This window comes from Chryseolinea soli (assembly GCF_003589925.1).
Lineage (GTDB): Bacteria > Bacteroidota > Bacteroidia > Cytophagales > Cyclobacteriaceae > Chryseolinea > Chryseolinea soli.
On the sequence record NZ_CP032382.1, the window covers coordinates 345,166 to 368,898 of the forward strand.

The 23,733-nt window shown below is 53.0% G+C and carries 18 protein-coding genes; 7 read left to right on the forward strand and 11 right to left on the reverse strand.

Going from position 1 to position 23,733, the window contains the following annotated elements:
* Window positions 1–17 precede the first annotated feature (17 nt).
* The gene (locus D4L85_RS01235) at window positions 18–707 is read right to left on the reverse strand and encodes a response regulator (protein ID WP_119752608.1); all 690 of its coding nucleotides are present in this window, start codon (window positions 705–707) and stop codon (window positions 18–20) included.
* A 162-nt stretch (window positions 708–869) separates the two neighbouring features.
* Window positions 870–1,919, reverse strand: a complete 1,050-nt coding sequence (locus D4L85_RS01240; protein WP_119752609.1) for an aminopeptidase — start codon at window positions 1,917–1,919, stop codon at window positions 870–872.
* 393 nt (window positions 1,920–2,312) lie between these two features.
* Between D4L85_RS01240 and recA the strand changes: the two genes are divergently transcribed.
* Window positions 2,313–3,359 (forward strand): recombinase RecA, encoded by a 1,047-nt coding sequence (gene recA / locus D4L85_RS01245; RefSeq protein ID WP_119752610.1) that lies wholly within the window; start codon window positions 2,313–2,315, stop codon window positions 3,357–3,359.
* Between the two features lie 65 nt (window positions 3,360–3,424).
* On the opposite strand, the gene D4L85_RS01250 is transcribed toward recA, so the two are convergent.
* Window positions 3,425–6,709 carry an amidohydrolase family protein gene (locus D4L85_RS01250; RefSeq protein ID WP_119752611.1) on the reverse strand — a complete coding sequence of 1,095 codons (3,285 nt, stop codon included), beginning with the start codon at window positions 6,707–6,709 and terminating at the stop codon, window positions 3,425–3,427.
* Window positions 6,710–6,864: 155 nt separating this feature from the next.
* Window positions 6,865–8,130, reverse strand: a complete 1,266-nt coding sequence (locus D4L85_RS01255) for an ABC transporter permease (protein ID WP_119752612.1) — start codon at window positions 8,128–8,130, stop codon at window positions 6,865–6,867.
* 202 nt (window positions 8,131–8,332) lie between these two features.
* Here D4L85_RS01255 and queA point away from each other — a divergent pair, with 202 nt between their 5' ends.
* Both queA and D4L85_RS01265 read left to right on the forward strand, forming a co-directional pair.
* The gene (gene queA / locus D4L85_RS01260; RefSeq protein WP_119752613.1) at window positions 8,333–9,379 is read left to right on the forward strand and encodes a tRNA preQ1(34) S-adenosylmethionine ribosyltransferase-isomerase QueA; all 1,047 of its coding nucleotides are present in this window, start codon (window positions 8,333–8,335) and stop codon (window positions 9,377–9,379) included.
* A gap of 81 nt (window positions 9,380–9,460) precedes the next feature.
* Window positions 9,461–10,141, forward strand: coding sequence for a 2-C-methyl-D-erythritol 4-phosphate cytidylyltransferase (locus D4L85_RS01265; RefSeq protein WP_119752614.1), 681 nt, complete (start codon window positions 9,461–9,463; stop codon window positions 10,139–10,141).
* Between the two features lie 59 nt (window positions 10,142–10,200).
* On the opposite strand, the gene D4L85_RS01270 is transcribed toward D4L85_RS01265, so the two are convergent.
* Window positions 10,201–10,422 carry a DUF2795 domain-containing protein gene (locus D4L85_RS01270; protein WP_039751840.1) on the reverse strand — a complete coding sequence of 74 codons (222 nt, stop codon included), beginning with the start codon at window positions 10,420–10,422 and terminating at the stop codon, window positions 10,201–10,203.
* 404 nt (window positions 10,423–10,826) lie between these two features.
* Between D4L85_RS01270 and ettA the strand changes: the two genes are divergently transcribed.
* Both ettA and D4L85_RS01280 read left to right on the forward strand, forming a co-directional pair.
* Window positions 10,827–12,509: an energy-dependent translational throttle protein EttA gene (gene ettA, locus D4L85_RS01275; protein ID WP_119752615.1), complete on the forward strand. Its 1,683-nt coding sequence runs from the start codon at window positions 10,827–10,829 to the stop codon at window positions 12,507–12,509.
* A gap of 117 nt (window positions 12,510–12,626) precedes the next feature.
* Window positions 12,627–12,995 carry a DMT family protein gene (locus D4L85_RS01280; RefSeq protein WP_119752616.1) on the forward strand — a complete coding sequence of 123 codons (369 nt, stop codon included), beginning with the start codon at window positions 12,627–12,629 and terminating at the stop codon, window positions 12,993–12,995.
* A 21-nt stretch (window positions 12,996–13,016) separates the two neighbouring features.
* On the opposite strand, the gene D4L85_RS01285 is transcribed toward D4L85_RS01280, so the two are convergent.
* Window positions 13,017–13,874 (reverse strand): lysophospholipid acyltransferase family protein, encoded by an 858-nt coding sequence (locus tag D4L85_RS01285; RefSeq protein ID WP_236849096.1) that lies wholly within the window; start codon window positions 13,872–13,874, stop codon window positions 13,017–13,019.
* A 112-nt stretch (window positions 13,875–13,986) separates the two neighbouring features.
* Between D4L85_RS01285 and D4L85_RS01290 the strand changes: the two genes are divergently transcribed.
* Window positions 13,987–14,490: a SixA phosphatase family protein gene (locus tag D4L85_RS01290; protein WP_119752618.1), complete on the forward strand. Its 504-nt coding sequence runs from the start codon at window positions 13,987–13,989 to the stop codon at window positions 14,488–14,490.
* Here the strand turns inward: D4L85_RS01290 and D4L85_RS01295 are convergent.
* The 4 genes from D4L85_RS01295 to lon all read right to left on the reverse strand — a co-directional run bounded on the left by D4L85_RS01295 (window position 14,487) and on the right by lon (window position 20,559).
* Window positions 14,487–15,554, reverse strand: coding sequence for a DUF4421 family protein (locus D4L85_RS01295; protein WP_119752619.1), 1,068 nt, complete (start codon window positions 15,552–15,554; stop codon window positions 14,487–14,489). The two genes, D4L85_RS01290 and D4L85_RS01295, sit on opposite strands and share 4 nt — an antisense overlap.
* 81 nt (window positions 15,555–15,635) lie before the next feature.
* On the reverse strand, window positions 15,636–17,042 hold the full coding sequence (gene hslU / locus D4L85_RS01300) for an ATP-dependent protease ATPase subunit HslU (RefSeq protein WP_119752620.1): 1,407 nt from the start codon (window positions 17,040–17,042) through the stop codon (window positions 15,636–15,638).
* Window positions 17,039–18,043, reverse strand: coding sequence for a type IX secretion system protein PorQ (porQ, locus tag D4L85_RS01305; RefSeq protein ID WP_160143470.1), 1,005 nt, complete (start codon window positions 18,041–18,043; stop codon window positions 17,039–17,041). The genes hslU and porQ overlap by 4 nt, the downstream gene beginning before the upstream one ends.
* 56 nt (window positions 18,044–18,099) lie before the next feature.
* Complete coding sequence (lon, locus tag D4L85_RS01310; RefSeq protein ID WP_119752622.1) at window positions 18,100–20,559, reverse strand: endopeptidase La; 2,460 nt, start codon at window positions 20,557–20,559, stop codon at window positions 18,100–18,102.
* A gap of 159 nt (window positions 20,560–20,718) precedes the next feature.
* On the opposite strand from lon, the gene D4L85_RS01315 reads away from it, so the two are divergent.
* Complete coding sequence (locus D4L85_RS01315; protein WP_228450737.1) at window positions 20,719–22,689, forward strand: OmpA family protein; 1,971 nt, start codon at window positions 20,719–20,721, stop codon at window positions 22,687–22,689.
* Between the two features lie 102 nt (window positions 22,690–22,791).
* Here the strand turns inward: D4L85_RS01315 and D4L85_RS01320 are convergent, their stop codons facing one another.
* Window positions 22,792–23,622, reverse strand: coding sequence for a DUF4097 family beta strand repeat-containing protein (locus D4L85_RS01320; protein WP_119752623.1), 831 nt, complete (start codon window positions 23,620–23,622; stop codon window positions 22,792–22,794).
* Window positions 23,623–23,733 lie beyond the last annotated feature (111 nt).

Genomic DNA, 23,733 nt, shown 5'->3' on the forward strand with positions numbered 1-23,733 from the left:
TTGTGGAAATGCGGTTCTTAGTTCAGGCTGAACTTATATCCCACCCCTTTCACGGTGGTGATATAATCCTCGCCGATCTTTTCGCGCACCTTCCGGATGTGAACGTCCACGGTGCGGGCCAGCACATAGACATCGGAACCCCAGATGTTTTGGAGCAGGTCTTCGCGGCTGAACACCTTGTTGGGGTTTTGGGCCAGGAAGTACAGCAGCTCGAATTCCTTTTTCGGGAGATTGATCTCGCGGCCGTTGATATTGATGGTATAGCTGGTGCGGTCGATGGTGAGGTCGCCGATGGTGATGGTGCTGGTGGGCGATGATTTCTTGGAGTCGCGGCGGAACAGGGCGCTGATGCGGCTCATGAGGGCCCGGGGTTTGATGGGCTTATTGATGTAGTCGTCGGCTCCTACGTCGAAAGCGGCCACTTCGGAGTATTCTTCGGAGCGGGCGGTGAGGAAGACCACGAATGTTTTCTGAAGCTCGGGGATGTCGCGCAGCAGGCGGCAGGTTTCCACGCCGTCCATTTTGGGCATCATGATGTCGAGCAGGACCAGGTCGGGAACAAACTTGCGGGCGATGTCTACGGCCCGGTTGCCGTCAAGAGCCGTCTTTACTTCGTAGCCGCTTTTTTCGAGGTTGTATTTCAGAAGCTCCAGGATCGGCTCTTCATCATCAACGACAAGCACTTTGTGCATTTGCTTGTTTCCCATAGTTTTCACTCTTTGGTACAAAATTAGCCATAAAAGAGGGCATTAAAAACGCGGCCACCTTTCTTAACAATTCCTTAACCGGTCGCGCTTTCCCGTAACATTCAAACGTGCTCCTCCGGTTCTAAAGTTCCGTGAACGGTAACGTAGCGCGCTTTCTGATTTCTACAGAAACGGATACTTTTCAGAGAGAAATTTGATGTAGGCCTTCAAATCGCTATGGAATCGTGTGCGCCATTCATCGCCAAAGATGTCTTGTTTGGCCTGGTATTGTCTGAAATTCATGAAATAGGCATTATTGGGCAACCGGTCCTTGTAGCGCTGGCTGGGCCGGGACGTCAACGCCAGCGAAAGCGTGTCCAGGTTGAAGACGATGCGGCGGATCTCGTTTTCCTTCATCATCCGTTTATAGGCCAGCGAATCGGTTTTTTGAAAGGTGCTGTAGAGACTATCCAGTGCGAGTGCGCCGCGCAGCATGTGGTCGACAAACTTGAGATAGTCTTCGTCTTCGTCCATGTAGGTGCGGTATTCCTTCCCCTCGACGCCGTATTTGTCGATGAGGAATTTCTCTGTGCCGCGGTCGCCGATGAACGTGGCCAGGTTTTCATTGAATTCGATGCTGTCTTTCACAAAAATGGTGGCGTGCGACATTTCGTGAATGATGAGGTTGGCCAGGTCGCCTTCCGAACGGTTCAGCATTTTACTGAGGATGGGGTCGGTGAACCACCCCAGCGTTGACCATCCACCCGGATTCCGAATGATGACATCATACCCTTCTGCCTCCAGTTCCTTTTTCAGGGCCAGCGCTTTTGCCTTGTCGAAGAATCCTTTGTAGGGCACCGCGCCTACCACGGGAAATGTCCATTCCTTGGGCTTCAGCTGGAACGGTTCGCAGGCCAGCACCACCCACATCACCTCCTCACCTTTTTGGTCGTAGAGGGTTTTGTAGTTTTTGGTGTCTTTCAATCCCAGCGAATCGATCGCGTATTTGCGCACCTCTTCGATGAGGTGAAGCTGTGCTTTGAGCGAATCGGGGAACTGAGGGTCGGTCAGAAATTCCTCCACCGGCCGGGCATTCCACACGATGTGCCACTGGCCATAGCCTTGTTCGGCGCCATAGCGCACCAGGTCCCAGAAGACTACCGCCAACACGGTGATCACGGCCAACAGACTCAGGAGAGTCCACTTGATTATTTTACCAACGCGCTTTCGCATTTATTCGGAATTTAGTCCTTCGTCATGAGTCTTTAGTCCTTCGTCCAACCATTGATCTCAGGACTAAAGACTCAGGACTCACTACTATCCTATCGGATCAACCCTGCAATATAAAGGGTTTGGAGAATTATTACGGCATTCCTGAAAAACGTCAACTCATTGAAACAAATTTGCTTAGCTCCATCGCCTTAAAGCAAAGCAAACATCAGCGCATTTTTTCTGTTGATATACTTGTGCATGACGTTTTTAAATTAGGGTCAGAGTCGTAATTTCACCCATCTGTAAACGTTTGGCAAGTTGGTCGTAACCCTGAGGGAGTTATCTGAGTTTAACTCCACGTTTATCCTGCTACCCCAAATCATTTTTTGTAACTATTAAACACGAACGAATAGAATGAGTGATGCAAAAGAAAAATTGAAGGCGCTTCAATTGACCCTCGACAAATTGGATAAGACCTACGGCAAAGGAACGGTCATGAAACTGAGCGACGACAAGATTGCCGACGTCGCTGCCATTTCCACCGGCTCCCTGGGGCTGGACATTGCCCTGGGTATCGGTGGAATTCCCCGCGGAAGAGTGACGGAGATTTACGGCCCGGAATCGTCTGGTAAAACTACGCTAACCCTGCATTGTATCGCCGAAGCCCAAAAAGCCGGCGGTTTGGCGGCCTTCATCGACGCCGAGCACGCTTTCGATAAAGCCTACGCCGAAAAGCTGGGCATCGATACCGAAAATTTATTGATCTCCCAGCCCGACAACGGCGAGCAAGCCCTGGAGATCGCCGACCACCTGATCCGCTCCGGTGCCATCGACATTATTGTGATCGACTCCGTAGCGGCCTTGGTACCCAAAGGTGAATTGGAAGGCGAAATGGGCGAAAGCAAAATGGGTCTTCAGGCCCGCCTGATGTCTCAAGCCCTGCGCAAGCTCACCGGTACCATCAGCAAAACCGGCTGTGCCTGCGTTTTCATCAACCAGTTGCGCGAAAAGATCGGCGTGATGTTCGGAAACCCCGAAACCACCACCGGTGGTAATGCCCTGAAATTCTATGCTTCGGTGCGCCTCGACATTCGCCGCATTGGTCAAATCAAGGAAGCTGCCGACGATATCACCGGTAACCGTGTAAAGGTGAAAGTGGTGAAGAATAAAGTTGCGCCCCCCTTCAAAGTGGTAGAGTTCGACATTATGTATGGCCGCGGCATTTCCAAGTCGGGCGAGATCGTCGACCTTGGCGTTGAATTGAATGTGATCCAGAAATCCGGTTCATGGTTTTCCTACAGCGGCAATAAACTCGGCCAGGGCCGCGACGCCGTGAAGCAATTGATCGAAGACAATCCAGAACTGATGGAAGATTTGGAAAAGCGGATCAAAGAGAAACTTGCAGGTCCGGAAGCCGCGAAGGTTTTGGAGGGCAAGGAATTGAAGGAAGTGAAGGATTAATTATTATACTATCCCAAATAAAAAACCTCCAGGAAATCCTGGAGGTTTTTTGTTGACTTTGAATTTTAGTGCATGGTCTGACAACTGCAGTGCAACGACTGGAAGCTGTGCGTCTCTTCATGCCAGGGGAAATTCTGGCTGTATTTGTTTTGCTCCCAATAGAATTTCTTCCGCGGCGTGGTGTAGTTGCCCGTTTCGTTCAGGGTGTTAGCGTCATAAACCCGGCCGTTGATCACGGTGTACACCAGCGTGTTTGAATTCGCGATGTCGTCGAGGGGATTTTTGTCCAGCACGATGAGGTCGGCGAGTTTGCCGGCTTTGAGCGAGCCGATCTGGTCGTCCATGCCCAGGTAGGCAGCCCCGTTGATGGTGGCGGAGTGCAAGGCTTCGAGCGGTTTCATACCTCCCTGCACCAGCATCCACAATTCCCAATGCGCACCCATGCCTTGCAACTGGCCGTGCGCGCCAAGATTGATCTTTACACCGGCATCGCTCAGCGTCTTGCAGGCGCGCGACGTGAGCATGTGGCCGTTCTCATATTCCTTGGGAGGCACCATGGTGCGGTGACGCGAGCGCGCATCGATGATGCCGCGGGGCGTAAAGGTGAGCAGCTTGGTGTTTTCCCACACGTTGTTGTTTTGATAGAAATAATATTCACCCGTGAGGCCCGCATAGTTCACAATGAGCGTGGGCGTGTAGCCGGTCTTGCTGTTTTTCCAAAGGGTGATCACATCGTTGTAGAGCGGCGCCACAGGAATGTTGTGCTCGATGCCCGTGTGGCCGTCCATGATCATGCTGATGTTGTGATAGAAAGTAGATCCTCCCTCAGGAACCACTTCGATACCTAATTCACGCGACGCCTGGATGATCTGTTGGCGTTGCTCGCGGCGGGGTTGGTTATAGCTTTTCACCGAGAAGGCACCAAAGGCTTTGGTTCTGCGGATGGCGCTGCGGGCATCGTCGAGGCTGTTCACCACGGCTTTGAAGTCGCCATCGGCGCCATAGAGGATCACACCCGTGGAAAATACGCGCGGGCCCATCATGTTGCCGGCCTTGATCATTTCGCTTTGGCTGAAGATCATTTCCGTGTTCGACGACGGATCGTGCGCTGTGGTCACGCCGTAGGCGAGGTTGGCAAAATACTCCCACTGCTGTTGCGGGCTCAGGCCATAGCGAAAGTTGCCCAGGTGAGCATGCACATCGATGATGCCGGGCATGATGGTCTTGCCTTTGGCGTCGATCACCTTTGTCCCTGCTGGAATAGAGACCTCACCGCTCTTACCGAGGGCTTCGATCTTGTTTTTGTTGATGACGATGGTGCCGTCCTCGATCACGCCGTCGCCTTCCATGGTGATGAGGCGCGCGCCGGTGAAGGCCACGCGGCCGTCGGGTGTGTTCGATTTTATTTTGAGACCGATCTTAATACCGGTGGTGTCCACGGGAGGCAACGTGTCGGGAGCGCCGGCCAGGAACTTGAAGCGCTTGTTCAGGTCGTTGCCAAAGTATTCTTCACCCAGTGTCCAGAAAACTTTTTTACTGTCGCGCGACCAATGCAGGCTGATGCCGGCGTCGCGGGAAAGCTGTGTCACCGGGAAGCCGGTGGACTTGGAGTCGAGGTCGATCGTTTGGCCCACGGCCGGCATGGCGGCCACAAACGCTTTGTGGAGTTGCGTGAAGGCAATCCACTTTTCGTCGGGACTGGGCACCAGGCGGTTGGCATATTTGGAAGTGACCAGCGTGCGCTCGTCACCGCCGTCGAGACGAACGCTCTTCAACGTTTTGGTGAGGTCTCCGAAGAGGTATCCGCCGGTTTGGTAGAAGATGCGCGTACCGTTGGCGTTGAACTGCGGGTATTCTCCCTGCGACACGATCCGTTTCATCTCCCCTCCTCCTGCGGGCATCCAATAGAGGCCCGGATTTTTTGTGAAGGTATAGCCTTGATGATCGTTGCCTTCTTCTTTGGCAAAAACAAGCTTACTGCCGTCGGGCGAGAAAGCAGGTGTGCGGTAGATCCCCTTTTCGGTGGTGACCTTTTTCGGGGCGGCACCTTTTGTTTTCAGGTTCAGGGTGTAGATGGCGCCCGATGTTTCGTCGCCCCAGGTCACGTAGGCGATGTCGTTGCCATTCGCGGAGAAGGCCGGCTCGAATTCAAAGTCTTTGGAGGCCGTGAGGCGTTGGGGTGTTCCGTTGGGAAGTTCCTTGCGCCAGAGGTAACCTACGGCATTGAAGAGCAAAGTTTTTCCATCGGATGATGTCACCGCGTGGCGGATAGCCTTGCTTGTAAATTCATCCGCGAAAGCGGCGTTCTTGAAATGTAAGGCTTCTGAGATCTTCAAGGTGGCCTCCACATGGAAAGGGATGTCGGTCACTTTCTGAGAGGCTACGTCGATGTTTTTGATCTTTCCTTTCGACCAGATCACAATAGCGGCATCGTTGGGTGTCCAGCTAAAGCCTGGATACACACCGTAGATGGCCCACGCTTCCTGTTGATCTTTGTTGAGGTCGTCATAGATGGGCCACTCCTCTCCCGTTTTCAGGTCGTGGATGTAGAGCACTGATTTCTCGCGCACGCGTTTCACAAAGGCCAGCTTCGATCCATCGCGCGACACCTGCGGGCGGGCCGCGCCGCCGGGGCCACCCGTTAGCACTTCCGTTTCGCCTTTCTGAAAATCGTAGCGCTTGATGACATAGATCTGGCTGTTGGGGTCCTTGTTGTATTGGAAGAATCCCCCGGGGTACATGTCCTCGCTGAAATACAGATAATGGCCATCGGGAGAAACGGAAGGTTCGTTCACGTCCTGCTGATCGTTCTTGCGTTTTGTCAGTTGAAGCCCTGTGCCCCCGGCGATGTGATACATCCACATTTCGCCGGCGCCCAGCGAGCGTTGCGAGGTGAAGTGCTTGCGGGCCACGAGATAGTTTCCATCGGGTGTCCACGCCACATTGTTGAGCAAGCGAAAGTCTTCTTTGGTCACCTGGTGGGCGTCGCTGCCGTCGCGTTTCATCACCCAGATGTTGTCGCCACCGCCGGCGTCGCTGGTGAAGGCGATGAATTTTCCATCGGGGCTAAAGCGGGGTTGCACTTCCATGGGCAAGCCGCTGCGCAGGGCTTTGGCGGTGCCGCCCTGGATAGGGAGCGTGTAAATGTCGCCCAGCAAGTCGAATACGATCTCTTTTCCGTCGGGGCTCACGTCAACGTTCAGCCAGGTGCCTTCGTCGGTGGTGAGCTTGATCTCTTTGGTGTGGGCGGCGGCGGGTGGTGTGGCCACGTCCCATTTTTTGTCTTTGTCCTGTGCCCATAACGGCAAACATCCTCCGAGGAGGACGAGGAGGGTAAACCATACTTTCATTCGGATAGGGTTAATGAGTTACTAGGCTTGAAGATAGAAAAGGTTGGGGAGGATTCAAGTGGGGCATGCATCCCGCGAAGCCCATAAAAAAAGAAATCCCGAAAGGTTCTTGCCTTCCGGGATTTAAAAGTTTTATACCTGCCGGTTTTACTTTTCTAGTTTGCACGAATGGCCAACACGGGATCCAACCGCGCAGCCAGGGCGGCCGGTATGATCCCCGAGATCAACCCGATGGCGGATGACACGCCAAGGCCGAGGGCAATATTCTTGATCGTGAGCGTCACCACCAGAGTTCCCATCGGGATGAAGGTGATGAGGAAGACGAGGAACAATCCCGCGAGCCCTCCGATCAAGCTCAGAAAGATAGCCTCGAACAAAAACTGGAAGAGAATGAAATAGTTTTTTGCACCCAATGATTTTTGTAGTCCAATAATGCTGGTGCGTTCCTTCACCGACACAAACATGATGTTGGCGATACCGAATCCGCCCACCAAAATCGAGAAGCCCCCGATGATCCAGCCGGCGACGCCCACGATATCGAAGAGTTGGCCGATCACGCTGGCAATGGCTTCGGGGCGGTTCATGGCAAAGTTATCTTTCTCGCTGGGCTTCAGCCCGCGGCGTGTGCGCAGAATACCCCGGGCTTCGTTCTCCAGTTCCACCAGGCCCACATCGGACTCGTAGCCTTTCAAGCCGATGCGCGAGGTAATTTCTTGGGGGAGACCGGTGCCGGTTTGGTATAGTCTCCGAAAGGACTGATAAGGAACGAAGGCCATGTAGTCTTTGCTGGGCGTGCCCAGGAAGCTCTGGCCCTCCTTGCGAACAACACCGATCACGGTGTATTTCAGGTCCTTGATCTTGACCAACTCGCCGACCGGATCCTTGCCGTTGGTAAATAGTGCTGCGGCAACTTCATTGCCGAGGATGACAACGTTGCGCCCTGATTCAATCTCTTCAAGGGTAAAATATCGGCCCTTTTCGATGTTTACTTCCTGGACCGCATCATAGCCTTCGCTGCCACCCAGCAGACGGATCTGGCTAATGCTGTTGCTGCCGTATTTCAGGACGACGTTACCCTTAATGGCAAAGATGGCCATGCCGCTCTCGTGCTTGAGGTTGGCTTGCAAAAATTTGAATTCGGCATAAGAGGAGTTGGGCCGGTTCCAGAAATCCCACCACCGGTATTCGCCATCGGCGTCGGCTACGAACGGCCATTTTTCGATATAAATAACCCCTGTACCGAGGAAATTGAGGCTGTCTTTGATGTTTTTCTCCAGCGAATCCACGATGGTGAGCACGGCAATGATGGCAAAGATGCCGACGGTTACCCCCAGCAAAGAAAGGATGGTGCGCAGCACGTTGGATTTGAGCGCTCTCCAGGCGAAGCGAAAACTTTCGTAAATCTGGGCTAAGGTCTTCATTCAGGAACTATTAACGCGGTTGATAGACTTTGGGTTTGTCGGCAGTTTTGTGCTCGAATTACGCCTTATAGACTTAAAAACCGCTTTTTTGTTACAGCCCCGAAAAAAGAGGGGTCTTTTGTCGAAAAGGCCAATTCTTGACTTATTTTTGCCCCTCATAAAAAAAATTACCCTTTATTGGGCTCCTTTTGCTTTCACGAATATGAAGTTATCAGAATTCAAGTTTGAACTCCCGAACAATCTTATCGCCCTCGACCCTGCCGAAAACAGGGATGAATCGCGCCTGATGGTGGTGCATAAGGATACTGGCAAAATCGAGCACAAGATCTTCAAAGATGTGGTAGACTACTTCAAAGAAGGCGATGTGATGGTCGGCAACGACACCATGGTGTTCCCCGCACGCCTTTATGGACGCAAGGAAAAGACCGGCGCCAAGATCGAAGTATTCCTCCTTCGCGAGCTCAACGCCGAAATGCATTTGTGGGATGTGCTGGTAGACCCTGCCCGCAAGATCCGCGTAGGCAACAAACTCTATTTTGGCAACGGCGACCTGGTGGCCGAAGTGATCGACAACACTACTTCCCGCGGCCGCACCATCCGCTTCCTGTTCGATGGCGACTCTGCCGCGTTCGACAAAGTGGTGGAAACTTTGGGCGAAACGCCGCTCCCCAAATACATCAAACGCAAGATCAAACCCGAAGATAAAGAGCGTTTCCAAACCATCTTCGCCAAACATAAGGGCGCGGTTTCGGCGCCGACGGCCGGCATGCACTTTACACGTCAGTTGCTGAAACGCCTCCAGATCAAAGGTGTGGATATGACATACGTGACGCTGCACATCGGCTTGGGAACATTCCGTCCCGTAGATGTTGAAGATCTCACCAAACACAAAATGGATTCCGAGAACTTCATCGTCGGCCAGGAGGCAGTAGACATCGTGAACAAGGCACTCGACAACAAAAATCACGTGTGCGCCATTGGCACGACCACGATGCGGGCATTGGAATCGGCCGTGTCGGCCACGAACCGCCTGAAGGCCCGCGAAGGCTGGACGGACAAGTTCATTTTCCCGCCCTATGACTTCAAGATCTGCAACGCCATGATCACCAACTTCCACATGCCCGAGTCGACGCTGCTCATGATGGCTTCCGCTTTCGCGGGATACGACCTGGCGATGGAAGCCTACAAAGTGGCCAAGAAGGAGAAGTATAAGTTCCTCACGTATGGCGATGCCATGCTGATCATCTAACTACGGTTTTGTTTGTTTGTTCATAATTCGGGGATCGTGCTCAGTCACGATCCTTTTTTGTTTTCTTATTTTTAGGAGATCATGAAAGAATACGCCCTCATCGTAGCCGGTGGCAAAGGCACGCGCATAAAAAGTAACACGCCAAAGCAATTCCTGGAATTGGATGGGATGCCGGTGCTGATGCATACGCTCGAGGCGTTCTACCGCTACAGCAAAAACATCCAAATCATCCTCGTGCTCCCCGCCGACGATTTTGCCACGTGGGAGATGCTGTGCACCCGCCACAAGTTCCATAAGCCCTTACTTCTCCAGCGCGGGGGTGATTCCCGTTTTCAGTCGGTGAAGAATGGGCTGGATAAAATCGAGGGCGACGGGTTGGTGGCCATCCACGACGGGGTGAGGCCGTTGATCCATGAAGACATTATCGGCGCCTCGTTCCGGCTGGCGGCCGTTCATAAGTCGGCGGTGGCGGCGGTGAGATTGAAAGAATCCATCCGGATGACCGACCAGGACACGACCAAGGCGATGGACCGGTCGCGGTTCCGGCTCATCCAGACGCCGCAGACTTTCCAGGTGGACCTCATCAAAAAAGCATACGCCCTGAAAGAAGACGACACCCTCACCGACGACGCCAGCGTGGCCGAACGGGCGGGACATGCCATTTCCTTGTTTGAGGGAAGCTACGAGAACATCAAGATCACTACGCCGGAAGACCTGGTGGTGGCCGAGGCGCTGCTGCTGTCCCGCAAAGGGCGGGGCTAGAAAAGACAAAAGCCGGCTATCGCCGGCTTTCTTGTTATGGTTGTCTCCCGTGGAGCGGATCAGTATTCGTCTTCGTTAAAGAAAAAGTCTTCTTTCGTCGGATAGTCGGGCCAAATCTCTTCGATGCTTTCGTAGGGTTGTCCGTCATCTTCAAGTTCCTGGAGGTTTTCGACAACTTCCAGTGGCGCGCCGGAGCGGATGGAATAATCTATCAACTCATCTTTTGTAGCCGGCCAAGGCGCATCTTCTAAGTAAGAGGCAAGTTCAAGCGTCCAATACATAGTTTTAGTCCTCCGTTAATTTCCCGCAAAAATAGAATTTAATTGATCAAAACAAACTTTATTTCCCTTATCGTTATCCAGGCCCCAAAAGTTCAATTTTAAATCGATTTCTTCTTCCATAGGTAACCTCCTCCGCTGAAGCTCCCGCCTTCGCTAAAGCTCCCGCCTTCGCTAAAGCTACGGCGGGCAAGACGGCGGGCAAGACGGCGGGCAAGACGGCGGGCCCACCTTCATTAAAGCTATGGCGGGCAAGCGAGAGGCGCATTTCCTGCCGCCTGTGTTACACCTGAGAATGTTTTTTTGCCATATTTGCGCCCACCAAGGCATATGCTGGTTGAACGTTTGAGACCTCGCGCGTATTGCCCTGCGCTCTCCCTGCAATCATTTTCAACAACCCGATAACAATGGCCGACGAAAAAATTATCTTTTCTATGGCGGGGGTCAACAAGATCTATCCGCCCAGTAAACAAGTACTTAAGAACATTTACCTCTCTTTTTTCTATGGCGCCAAGATCGGCGTGCTGGGGTTGAACGGCTCCGGTAAGTCGTCGTTGCTGCGCATCATTGCGGGCATCGACAAGGAATTCCAGGGCGAAGTGGTGTCCGACCTCAGCTTTAGCGTGGGCCTGCTGGAGCAGGAGCCACTGCTCGATAAGACCAAGACCGTGAAGGAGATCGTGGAAGAAGGTGTGAAGGATGTTGTGGCGCTGCTGAAAGAATTCGAAGCGATCAACGAAAAATTTGCCGACCCTGCCGTCATGGACGATCCCGACGCCATGGACAAGCTCATCACCAAACAAGGCGAGATCCAGGAAAAGCTCGATGCCACCAACGCCTGGGAACTGGACAACAAGCTGGAACGCGCCATGGATGCCCTCCGTTGCCCGCCTCCCGATTCGAAAGTGGAATTTCTTTCGGGTGGTGAAAAACGCCGTGTAGCCCTGTGCCGCCTGTTGCTGCAGGAACCCGACGTGCTCCTCCTCGACGAACCCACCAACCACCTGGACGCCGAATCGGTCTACTGGCTGGAACAACACTTGAAACAATACAAAGGCACCGTCATCGCCGTGACCCACGACCGCTACTTCCTCGACAACGTGGCCGGCTGGATCCTTGAACTGGACCGCGGCGAAGGCATTCCCTGGAAAGGAAATTACTCGTCGTGGCTGGAACAAAAACAGAAACGCCTCGCTCAGGAAGAGAAATCGGAGTCTAAACGCCAAAAAGCGTTGGAACGCGAATTGGAGTGGGTGCGCATGAATCCAAAAGGACGGCAAGCCAAAGGAAAGGCCCGCCTCAGCGCCTATGAAAAATTATTGAGCCAGGAAACGCGCGAGAAAGAAGAGAAACTGGAACTCTTCATCCCGCCCGGACCGCGCTTGGGTAACAAAGTGATCGAAGCCAACGGAGTGGCCAAAGGCTATGGCGACAAGCTGCTCTACGAAAACCTCACCTTCTCCCTGCCCCCGGCGGGCATTGTGGGCATCATCGGCCCCAACGGTGCGGGTAAGACCACGTTGTTCAAGATGATCATCGGCAAGGAGAAACCGGATGCCGGTTCGTTCACAGTGGGCGAAACTGTGAAGATCGCCTACGTGGACCAGGAGCACGACGACCTGAAACCGGACGACACCGTTTGGCAGGCCATCACCGGGGGCAACGAGTTGATGGAGCTTGGCGGCAAACAAACGAACTCCCGCGCGTATGTGGGTAAGTTCAACTTCAACGGCACGGATCAGCAGAAGAAGGTGAAGGAGCTTTCAGGGGGCATGCGCAACCGCGTGCACCTGGCCATTGCGTTGAAGCAGGGCGGCAACCTGCTTTTGTTGGATGAGCCTACCAACGATCTTGACGTGAACACGCTGCGTGCGTTGGAAGAAGCATTGGACAACTTTGGCGGTTGTGCAGTGATCATTTCTCACGACCGGTGGTTTTTGGATCGCGTTTGCACGCACATCCTCGCTTTTGAAGGCGACTCTCAGGTGTTTTGGTTTGAGGGTGGGTTCAGCGAATACGAAGAGAATAAGCGGAAGCGGCTTGGCGATGAGCAGCCGCACCGGATCAAGTATAAGAAGCTGGTGAAGTAATTTTTCACCGCCTGACCTCCGCTAAAGCTTCGGCGAGCAAAGAAAGGCGCAAAGTCGGCGCAAAGAACATTGCGTTTAACTTTGCGCCTTAGCGTCTTTGCGGTTTAATATGATTTTATGCGAAGTATCTACACCATCATCCTTCTCGTCCTCTCCAACACGTTTATGACGTTGGCCTGGTATGGTCACCTTAAATTCAAGGAGATGAAATGGAGCCAGCATCTGCCCATCATCACGGTGATCCTCATCAGCTGGGGCATCGCGTTCTTTGAGTACATGCTGCAGGTGCCGGCGAACCGGTTGGGATTCAAGGAATATGGCGGGCCTTTCACGTTGTTGCAACTCAAGATTATCCAGGAGGTGATCACACTGGTAGTGTTTGTAGGCTTCTCGTTGCTGTTGTTTAAAACGGAGACTTTCCGGCTCAACCACCTCATCGGGTTTGTGTTCCTGATCCTGGCGGTGTATTTTATTTTCAAGAAGTGACCGGTTGAATCAACCGATCCATCAGGCAATTTCTTCTCCCGGTTTTGTTTTCCACCGCTCGTGCATCCACACCCATTGGTCGGGATGTTTGCGTATGGTGGCTTCGATGAAGTTGGTGAGCACTTGCGTGTTGTAGACCATGTCCACTTCGTCGTCGCCGGTGATGACCATGGGGACTTCCGGGAGGATGTGCATGTGCTGCAGTTTGTCCTCGCCCAGATAAACGTAGGTGGGCACGACGGCCGCGCCGGTCTTTAGTGCTAACACGGTGGCACCTACCGGGGTGGCTGCCGGTTTTCCAAAGAAATTCACAAAACGGCTTTTCACTTTTGTGTCCTGATCGATCAGCAGGGCCACGGAACCACCCGACTTCAGGACTTTGATCAGCCGAAAGGTTTCCCTCCCTCTTTCGATGGCGATCGCGCCATATTTATTGCGATAGTCCCACAACAGGGCGTTGAGCCGTTCGTCTTTTAGGGGTGTGCCGATGATGTTCGGGTTAAGGCCGCGCAAGGCCATGTTGCTCACTTGCAGATCGAATGCGCCCAGGTGGAGGGTGAGGAAGATGACGCCTTTTCCTTTTTTGATGGCCTTTTCATAGTGCTCCAGACCTTCGGTTTTTAAGAATTCTTCCAGGCCGGCGAGGTCTTTTACGCGGGTGGCGCGGAGCATTTCACCGGTATTGGTGCCGAGCATTTTAAAAACGCTCCACGACAGCTTCTTTACCTCTTTCGGGGTCATTTCGGGGCCGTAGGCGAAGGCAAGATGGTCCAGTACCTGGTTGCGGGTTTTGGTGGCGAAAACGCGGGCCAGTTTCCCCAGGCCACCGCAGAATGCCAGCCACCAGGTGCGGGGCATGGCCCGGGAGAGGGAGATCAAAAACTTAACAAATCGGTAAACGATGGCATACCGGATTTTCCTTCTTATTTCTTTAGCATTCGCCATGAAGCCGCTAAGATAAGATTAAGATTTTTGGAAGTAAATTTACCCGGTGAAAACACTGTACATAATCCGTCATGCCAAGTCCAGTTGGGAGAACCCGATGATGAGCGACCTGGACCGCCCGTTGAACGAGCGCGGCAAACGCGATGCGCCCCGCATGGGTAAACGCCTCAAAGAAAAAGCCATCCACCCCAGCGTGATGATCTCCAGCCCGGCCAAACGCGCTTTCGGCACCGCCAAACGCATCGCCGAAGCGCTGGACTACCCCAAGGAAAAGATCAAAAAAGAGAAATCGCTGTATCACGGCGACGAAGTAGGCATGCTCTCGGCCGTACAAGACATCAACGACAAACACGACGTAGCGATCGTGTTTGGTCACAATCCCGGCCTGACCGATTTTGTGAACTCCCTCATGGATGGCGAGATGGACATCGACAATGTGCCCACCTGTGGTGTGGTGGCCTTTGAACTCGATCTCGATCATTGGAAAGATGCCGCATGGGGCAAAGGCAAGATGCTTTTCTTTGATTATCCCAAAAGCAAGGAAGACTAGTTGCCGAAGCCAAGCGCTTTGGGCAGATCACGCACGCGCTTCGTCAAAATGCCGAACTCCCTGAAGCGGTAGCCAAAAAGAATTTTGAACGTGCCCGTAGAGCTCGTCAGCTTTACGTGGTCGAACTGCGCCGTGCTGTTTTGTGTCACAAAGCTAAGCCCTCCAAAAAAACGATCGCCGCTGTAGCCCATGGCGATACGCCCCACGATGAAGGCCGAGAACTTGATATCGTTCTTTGTGCCGCCGTTCTCCAACCGGTAGTATAACCAGTTGTGTGCGGGCCCCACGGCAAGCGTTCCGTTCAAAAAGAAACCGCGCTGGATGAAGCTGTAGGTGTAGCCCGGTGCAATGGCAAACGTGGTGGACTTGATCTGTTGGATGCCCGAGTCTCCACCAAATTCAGACGCGTAGTGTTTGCCGAGAATGGCCGAGTCGCCTTGCGCCTTGAAGGAACTGATGGAAGTGAACAACAGGAACGATCCCGCGCTGTGCAGTTGCCGGTCGGCAAAGTTGTAGGCCGAGCGAAAAGAGAATTTCTTGTTGTTGAAAACATAGTTCCCGGTGAAGCCGAGGTTGCGCGTCGTGATGTCGGGACGTTGGGGATAGGGCTTGCCGGCGGGCACTTTCGCTGAAGGGTCGTCGATGTAGAAGCCGTCGTAACGCTGGTGATAGACATCCAATCCCCATTGTTTACCCAGCATGTTCAACTGGAGGTCGCGGGCTTTCGATTCGCCGTAAAGGTCTTTTTGTTTTTCATCTACCGGGATGGAGAAGGCCAGCTCGGCCGCCACTTCAAAAAGATAAACGCCAAATCCAAACCCATAGGGCCGGTTGGAGCGGTAGGCAATTTTCCGGTCACGTGCCGGCAGGTCTTCCATTTCGAAATCGAGACGGCGCTGCTTCAGTACGGGCCATACAAAAAAATGATCGGGATAGGGTTTGATGTTGATCGCCCGTATGGAATCGTATTTGCGCTGTGGAGGCACCACGGAAACTTCAGCGTCGGTTTGCGCGAAAGTGCCGTAGGCCAGACAGCAAAATAATATTCCAATCCAAAGTTTCATCTGCACACCAGGCTACCGTTCAGAAGAGAAAAAGGCTTCCTGTAGCAAACATCTGGAAAGTGATCAATGGAAGTCATGACATCAGAGAATATATTGGCTCAGGTCTTTGTTCTTCACCAGGTCGTTCAACTTGGTGCGCACCATGTCGGCATTGATGCTGATATGCGCGTTCGTGGAGATCTTGTCGGGCACGTCGAAGAGGAATTCGTTCAGCAATTTGCTCATCACCGTGTGCAGGCGTCGCGCGCCGATGTTTTCCATTTCGGTGTTGATGGCAAAGGCCGTGCTGGCAATCTCTTCGATGGCGTCGTCGGTGAACGTGACGTCTACGTCTTCTGCAGCGAAGAGCGCCTGGTATTGTTTGGTCAGTGCGTTGCGGGGTTCTTTCAGGATCCGGATGAAATCCTCTTTGGTCAGGTTATTCAATTCCACGCGGATGGGGAACCGTCCTTGCAACTCAGGGATGAGGTCCGATGGTTTTGAAATGTGGAATGCCCCTGCGGCGATGAACAGCACGTGGTCGGTTTTGATGACGCCGTGTTTGGTGTTCACCGTGCTGCCTTCCACGATGGGCAGCAGGTCGCGTTGCACGCCTTCGCGGCTCACGTCGGGTCCGCCGCCACCACCCTTTTTGCCAGAAGCGATCTTGTCGATCTCGTCGATGAAGATGATGCCGGCGTCTTCGGCGCGGTGGATAGCTTCCTCTTTCACTTCGTCCATGTCGATGAGCTTGGCGGCCTCTTCTTCCAGCAGAATGCGACGGGCTTCGGCCACGGTCACTTTCCGTTTCTTGCTTTTCTTGGGCATCATGCCGTTGATCATCTCCTGCAAGTTCATCATCGACACCTCGTCTACCATGCCGCCGCCCACCATGCCAATGTTGGGACCGGACGCGCCCTTGATGTTGATGTCGATCTTGCGGTCTTCCAATTCACCGTTTCTGATCTTCTCCCGAAAGTGCTGGCGCGTGCGCTCGTTCAACTCCACATCGCTCGTCGGTTCGCCATCGGTCACGTCGTGATTGCCCGTAGCAAATCCGGCCGACTTCGGCGACGACGATCGCATGGGCGGGATAAGTGCATCCAGGATTATTTCTTCGACGGCATTGGCCGCCTTTTCTTTCACTTCTTCTTTCTTCTTGGCTTTCACCAGGTTCACGGATTGCTCCACCAGGTCGCGCACCATGCTTTCGACGTCGCGGCCCACGTAGCCCACTTCCGTAAATTTCGAAGCCTCCACTTTCACAAAGGGAGCATCGGCGATCTTCGCCAGGCGTCGCGCAATTTCAGTTTTACCCACGCCGGTGGCTCCGATCATGAGAATATTGTTGGGAACAATTTCACCCTGGATGTCGCTCTTCACATTCATGCGGCGCCAGCGGTTGCGCAGCGCGATGGCCACGTTTCGTTTGGCCTCGTATTGGCCGATGATATATTTATCAAGTTCCTCTACGATCTGTTTCGGTGTCAAATACTTCGGATCCATCATAACTGTCTTCGCTTCATCAGTGTATCGATATTTTTGGAAAGGGTAAACGTGTACCCTGCATTGCCCACGACATAGCCGCCACGGCTAAACACAAATTCGAACGACTTTATGCGGGCAGAAAAGCCGAATGTTATCCCCGCGCCTCCGCCGGCGTTGGCCAGTTTCAGCTCCTGGTGAACGAGATAGTTATATCCCACGAGCACATTCACATTCCGGTGCAGCAGCACCTCGGCCCCAAAGGTAAGACGCCGCATGACCTTATCAAATGCACCGGGGGCCGGATCGGGAGGAACGGCATAGTCAACGTTTGTGCGGGCCAGATTGTAGCCGGTAATGGAAAAGCGCAACGGCATGTGCTCCGGTTTGAACGTTACACCCAACTGCACATCAAAGGGAAGTTTGGCGCGGCTGGTCTCCGTGTATTGCGACAGCACGGCGCCGAGGTTCTTCACCACCATGCCCACGCGCAGATCCTGTGTGGGGTGAACAAATAATCCACCGATGTCGACCATCAGCGCGCTGGCGCGATAGCCGGCAATGTTGGAGAAAGCCATTTTCAGGTTCACACCAATTCTGAAATGCGATACCTGGTGACTTTTGCTCACGGCCAGCACCGTTTCTCCCGATTTAAAATCCTGCGTAGCCTGCCCGGTAGCGTCATAGCCCTTGATGGTGCCGTAGCTCAGATGCTGCAGACCGAACGTCAGCGTTCCCCATTTTTTGAATTGGTGGGAATAGGCTGCCGACGCCTGGCCAACGCTGGCCACATAAAACTGGTAGGAGGCCGAAGCCGTTCCTGCCAGCGAATCGCTGTTCAATGCCGGGTTGCTGAAAAAGAAATTGACGTCGCGGTCGGCCAGGGATGTATTCACTCCCCCCAGGCCACCCAACCGGGCATGGCCAGGCATGTTGAGAAATTCAAAGGATTGTCGAACACCGTTCTGCGCGAAGGCCGTTGCAGGAACGGCCATCAAGAAATAAAGCAAAAGTTTTCTCCGCACGGGTATGCCTTGATTTTACGATGAGTGAGGGGTTATCACCTTCAAAAATAGGCATTTCAGGCGTGAATCTTTTGCTCGGCAAAAACAAACTTCATGGGCTTGTCCACCTGGTCTTTGAGCAGTGCGATCTTCATCACTTCTTCCACCGAATCGACGTAGTGGAACACCAGTCCTTTCAGATAATGCTTTTCGATTTCTTCAATATCGCGGCGGTTCTTGGAGCTCAGCACCAATTCTTTTATGCCACTGCGCTTAGCCGCCAGTATTTTTTCCTTGATGCCTCCCACCGGCAGCACTTTTCCGCGGAGCGTGATTTCGCCCGTCATGGCCAGCTTGGCTTTTACTTTCCGCTGCGTGTAGATCGAGGCCAGCGACGTGAACATGGTGATGCCCGCCGAGGGTCCGTCTTTGGGAACGGCACCGGCCGGCACGTGGATATGGAGATCGTATTGCTGAAACACGCGGTGATCGATCTGCAACGCGTCGGCATTGGACTTGAGATAAGAAAGCGCAGCCATGGCCGACTCTTTCATCACATCGCCCAACTGTCCGGAGATCGTGAGGCCGCCTTTACCTTTGCTGAGGCTCGATTCCACAAAAAGAATTTCGCCACCCACTTGCGTCCATGCCAGGCCGGTCACTACGCCGGCGATGTCGTTGCCTTGATATAATTCTTCGTCAAAAATTTCGGCGCCCAGCACCTTCGTTACGGTTTCCTCGGTCACCGTTTTGTCGAACGGCTCTTCCATGGCCACCGACTTGGCAATGCTTCTCACCAAGGTGCCGATCTTGCGTTCGAGGTTGCGCACACCCGACTCGCGCGTGTAGCTATTCACCACCTTCGCGATGGCAGCCCGCGATATTTTCACATCGGACGTTTTCAAGCCGTGTTCCTTCAGTTGTTTGGGAACAAGGTGTTTGAGCGCGATCTCTACTTTTTCTTCAAGCGTATAGCCCGACACTTCGATCACTTCCATGCGATCGCGCAGCGCGGGATGGATGGTGTCGAGTGCGTTGGCGGTGGCGATGAACAATACTTTCGAGAGATCGTATTCCACTTCCAGGTAGTTGTCGCCGAAGGTATTGTTTTGTTCGGGATCCAATACTTCCAGCATGGCCGATGAAGGATCGCCACGAAAATCGGCTTTCACTTTGTCGATCTCATCGAGAATAAATACAGGATTCGATGATTGTGCTTTCTTTAAATTTTGCAGGATCTTACCGGGCATAGCGCCGACATAGGTCTTGCGATGGCCGCGGATCTCCGCTTCATCATGCACACCGCCCAGCGACATGCGCACATACTTGCGCTGCAACGCTTTGGCTATAGAGCGTCCCAAGGAGGTCTTGCCCACACCGGGAGGGCCATAGAGACACAAGATGGGGCCGCGCATGTCTTGTTTCAATTTCAGCACGGCCAGATATTCCAGGATGCGCGTCTTCACTTTTTCCAAACCGAAATGATCCTGGTCCAGAATTTTCTTGGCGCGTTTCAAATCAAAATCGTCCAGCGTATACTCGCCCCAGGGCAGGTCGAGCATGAACTCCACATAGTTCATGGCCACGGGATATTCGGCGGCCATTGGGTTGATGCGCAAAAGTTTGTCGAGTTCTTTGCTGAAGTGGTCGGCCACGGGTTGCGGCCACGATTTGTTCTCGGCGCGCTTGCGCAGCTTTTCTACTTCCTTATCCGGACCGTCGTAACCCAATTCGTCTTGCAGCACTTTGATCTGCTGACGCAGGAAATAGTCGCGTTGTTGCTGATCGATGTCGGTGTGCACCTTCTTTTGGATCTCATGCTTGATCTCCAGCATCTGGATGTCTTTCAGCATGTACTGCAACAGCAGCGTGCCCCGGTCGACGAGGTTTTGTGTTTCTAAGATCTTTTGCTTCTCGGCGACCTCCACGTTGAGGTTCGATGCCAGGAAGTGGACCAGGAAGGCCATGCTGGAAATGTTGTCCAATGCCACCTGCGCCTCGATGGGAATTTCGGGATTGAGCTTTAATATTTTTGTGGCCGCATCCTTCAGCGACTGCACCAGCGCTTTGGTTTCCTTGCCGTTGGCGTTGAGCTTGGGTTCGGATTGAAGCTGAATGCGGGCCGTGAGGTACGGTTCTTCCTGTACAAATTCCTTGATAGCAAAACGATTCTTTCCCTGGATGATGATCGTTGTGTTTCCATCGGGCAGCACGAGCATTTTGATGATGCGGGCCACGGTGCCGGCGCGATAAAGGTCTTCAACGGTCGGTTCTTCGGCCTGGGAATTCTTTTGGGCCACCACACCAATGATCCGGTTGCCCTGGTAAGCCTTTTTCACCAGTTTGATGGATTTCTGACGCCCTACCGTGATGGGAATCACCACGCCCGGGAACAATACGGTGTTTTTGATGGGAAGTATGGAAAGTTCTTCGGGCAGGTCTTCGGGTTTGAGGTCCGAATCCTGTTCCGGATTGATCATTTGAATAAGGTCGTCCGATTCTTCTTGTACGAGTTGTATGGGCAAACTTTTAAACATGGTCTCCTTCTTATGTCAAACTGACGCAACTTACACGGGGCTGCCGGGTGTTTGACAGGCGTGGGTAAAGGACAATAGTAGTGCCAACAGAGTTGTAAAAGAAGCAAAATTGTCTCAACTTTATCCGGTTGGCGTGAATTTTTTACCAAACGAGGTTACGTGAAAACCTACTTTTTGATCTTTGTCACAGCCTTTTGGCTGTTGGCGCACGCCCCCCTGATGGCCCAAAAGCCAAAGAAAAAATTCAAGAAGGGCGGGGTTGTTCAGTTGGAGGATAGCCTGACAAGCTACAGCCAATCTGACATCTTCCTATTCCCCAACCTCACTACGGTCAGATACTACAAAAACGACGAGAAGTTACAGCACATCAAGCAATTAGCGGCCGTGGGGGCCTACGAAGAGGAGTACGCCGAATTGAAGGCTTTTGTCAAGAATTTCGGCCCCGACAATTTTTCCCGCGACGCCCAATTGCTCTGGGACCTGGCCCGCCTCTCCCAAAAAATGGGTCCTCCCGGCGAATCGGTATTGCTCTACAAACTCGTGCTCAAACACCTCCCTCAAACCCTCGACGGCAAGGAGGTGAAAAGGGAATTCGACACGCTGACGCGAAATGAGAAGGATCTTTACGTACCACTCAAAGAATATTATGAGCTTGTGGCGTATCGAAAAGAGATCGACACGCTCCGCCCGCCGCAGGGTGTGCTGCTCAACATGGGCGAAGCGATCAACTCCGACAAGGAAGATTACGGCCCCACCATCGGCAACGTCGACAATGTGCTGCTGTTCACGTCCAAGCGCAACGTGAACGCCGACCCGATGAACAAATCCTATAACGAAGACTTGTTCTACACCCTCAAGAGCGACAGCACGTGGGGATTTGCCGAGCCTTTCAAAAACGTGAACACGCCCTACAATGAGGGGTCTGCTTGTCTTAGCCAGGATGGCAAGCTCCTCTACTTCGCCCGCTGCAACTCGCCCGATTCTTATGGCAGTTGCGACCTGTTTGTCGCCGTGCTCCGGTCCGACAGTACGTGGGGCAACGTAAAAAACCTCGGGCCCGCCGTCAACAGCAATGCCTGGGATTCGCAACCCTCGCTTTCACACAGCGGCGACACATTGTTCTTTGCCTCCGACCGCATTGGAGGCTTTGGCTATTCGGATATTTATTTTTCCGTAAAAGATAAAAAAACGGGCCTCTGGCAAAAAGCAGAAAACCTGGGACCGATCATCAACACACGCGGCTTTGAAGTGAGTCCTTTCTTTCACCATGCTTTCAACGTGCTCTACTTCAGCTCCAATGGCCAGCCCCTCACCTTTGGCGACTTCGACATCTACAAGTCGCGCAAACTGGGTCCAGCCTGGGAAGAACCGAAGAACATTGGGCCGCTGGTGAACGGACCGGGCAGCGAATATTATTTCACCATCGATTCGGAATCGCACTATCTATACTACGCGCGGTCGGCAGAAGAGAGCATCAACAATCTCGATCTTCACTCCTTCCCCGTGCCCATGGAGGCACAACCCAATGCCACGGCGCACCTCAAGGGATCGCTCATCAATTCGGAAACCAAAAAGCCTTTCAAAGGCATCGTGTCTGTGATCGATTTGGATAAAGGTGTGGAGGTAGCGCCAAAATTTTTACGCGAAGACGGCTCGTTTGATTTTAACCTCATCAACAAACGGAACTATTTGCTCATCATCCAGGGCGACGACTTCTTCCGCATCGAGGAGCTTTTCTTCATGGACGGCGACACGGAGATGAACCGGGAAGCCGAACCGATCGAAAGCAAGATCGCCTTCAAGTCGCTGGAGTTCGAGAACGGCAAGGCCGATATTCTCCCGTCGATGCACCAGGACCTCGACAAGCTGGCCAACTTCCTCATCGACCATCCTAAATTCAAGCTCGACATTTCCGGTCACACCGATTCGCAGGGAAAAGAAGAAGCCAATCTCCGGTTGTCGCAGGCGCGGGCCGATGCCATCAAAGCTTATCTGATTTACCAATTCAAGATCGAATCGCGGCGAATCGAAGCCCATGGCTTCGGCAGCGCGAAACCGATCGTGAACGAAAAAGACGAGGAAGACCGGAAGGTGAACCGCCGCGTAGAATTCGGCATCTCACGGGAATAAAAAAACTTTGCGCCTTTCCTTGCGCCTCTGCGCCTTTGCGGTAGAAGTTGAACCGCGGAGACGAAAAGGCGCAAGGAAAGGCGCAAAGCTTAAAGGCTGATGCTATTTCCGGCGGACGTAGATGTCACCGTTGTAGTTCTTCATGGTGATCTCAGGGCCGCCACCATTCACGTCACCGCGTTTCCATTCGTCGACGATCACTTTGTAGACACCCGACTTCGAGTCGCTCTTTTGCACCGGGCCGGTGCTCTTGAAATCCACTTCGAAGTTGGAGTAAATGTCGCCCTGTTCTGTTTTCATTTTTAGCGTGGCCTTCAGCGCGGCGGGGAAAGTCAGGTCGATGTCGCCGTTGTAGGTAGAGTATGACATCGGTGTTCCGTCCGTCACTTTGTCGAAGGTCACCTTAACGTCGCCGTTGTAGGTGGTGGCCACCACGGAGCCCGAGATGTTCAGCGCCGTGATCTCGCCGTTGTAGTTGGTCAGCTCCAATTCGCCCTGCACGTTGGTCACCATGAGGTCGCCGTCGTTGTAGGTTTTCACTTCCAGGTCCATGTTGGAGGGGATCTCGATCTCCAGATTCAGTTTGTTGTTCCAGGAGTCGGAGCCCACCTTCACGGTGTTGCCGCTCACCGACACTTCCAGGTCCATGCCCCCACCACCGATGCGGCGCATGCCGTCTTTGGTGGAACTCTTCTTGTCCTGCTCCTCATTGTTGGGGGCGGTGTATTTCACCAGGATGTCCTTTCGTGCCGTGCCCTTCACCGTGATGGAGCCGAAGTTGATCTGGGCTTTCAATTTTCCTTTTTTGCCGGGCTCACCCAACGGCACCGTGAATTCGTTCGAGGCTTGCGTTTGCGCCGATGTGATCGATGTGGTGATGAGCAGGAGCCCGAGACTTACGAGGGTGATCGCGATTATCAATTGCTTTTTCATAGTACGTTCTATCTTAAAAATGTTGTCGTTTCTTTACCAGTGTCCTCTTTGCCATCCACCGAAGGGCGAAAGACAAGCGAGGTCATTTTTTTGTGTTAAAAATATTTTTTG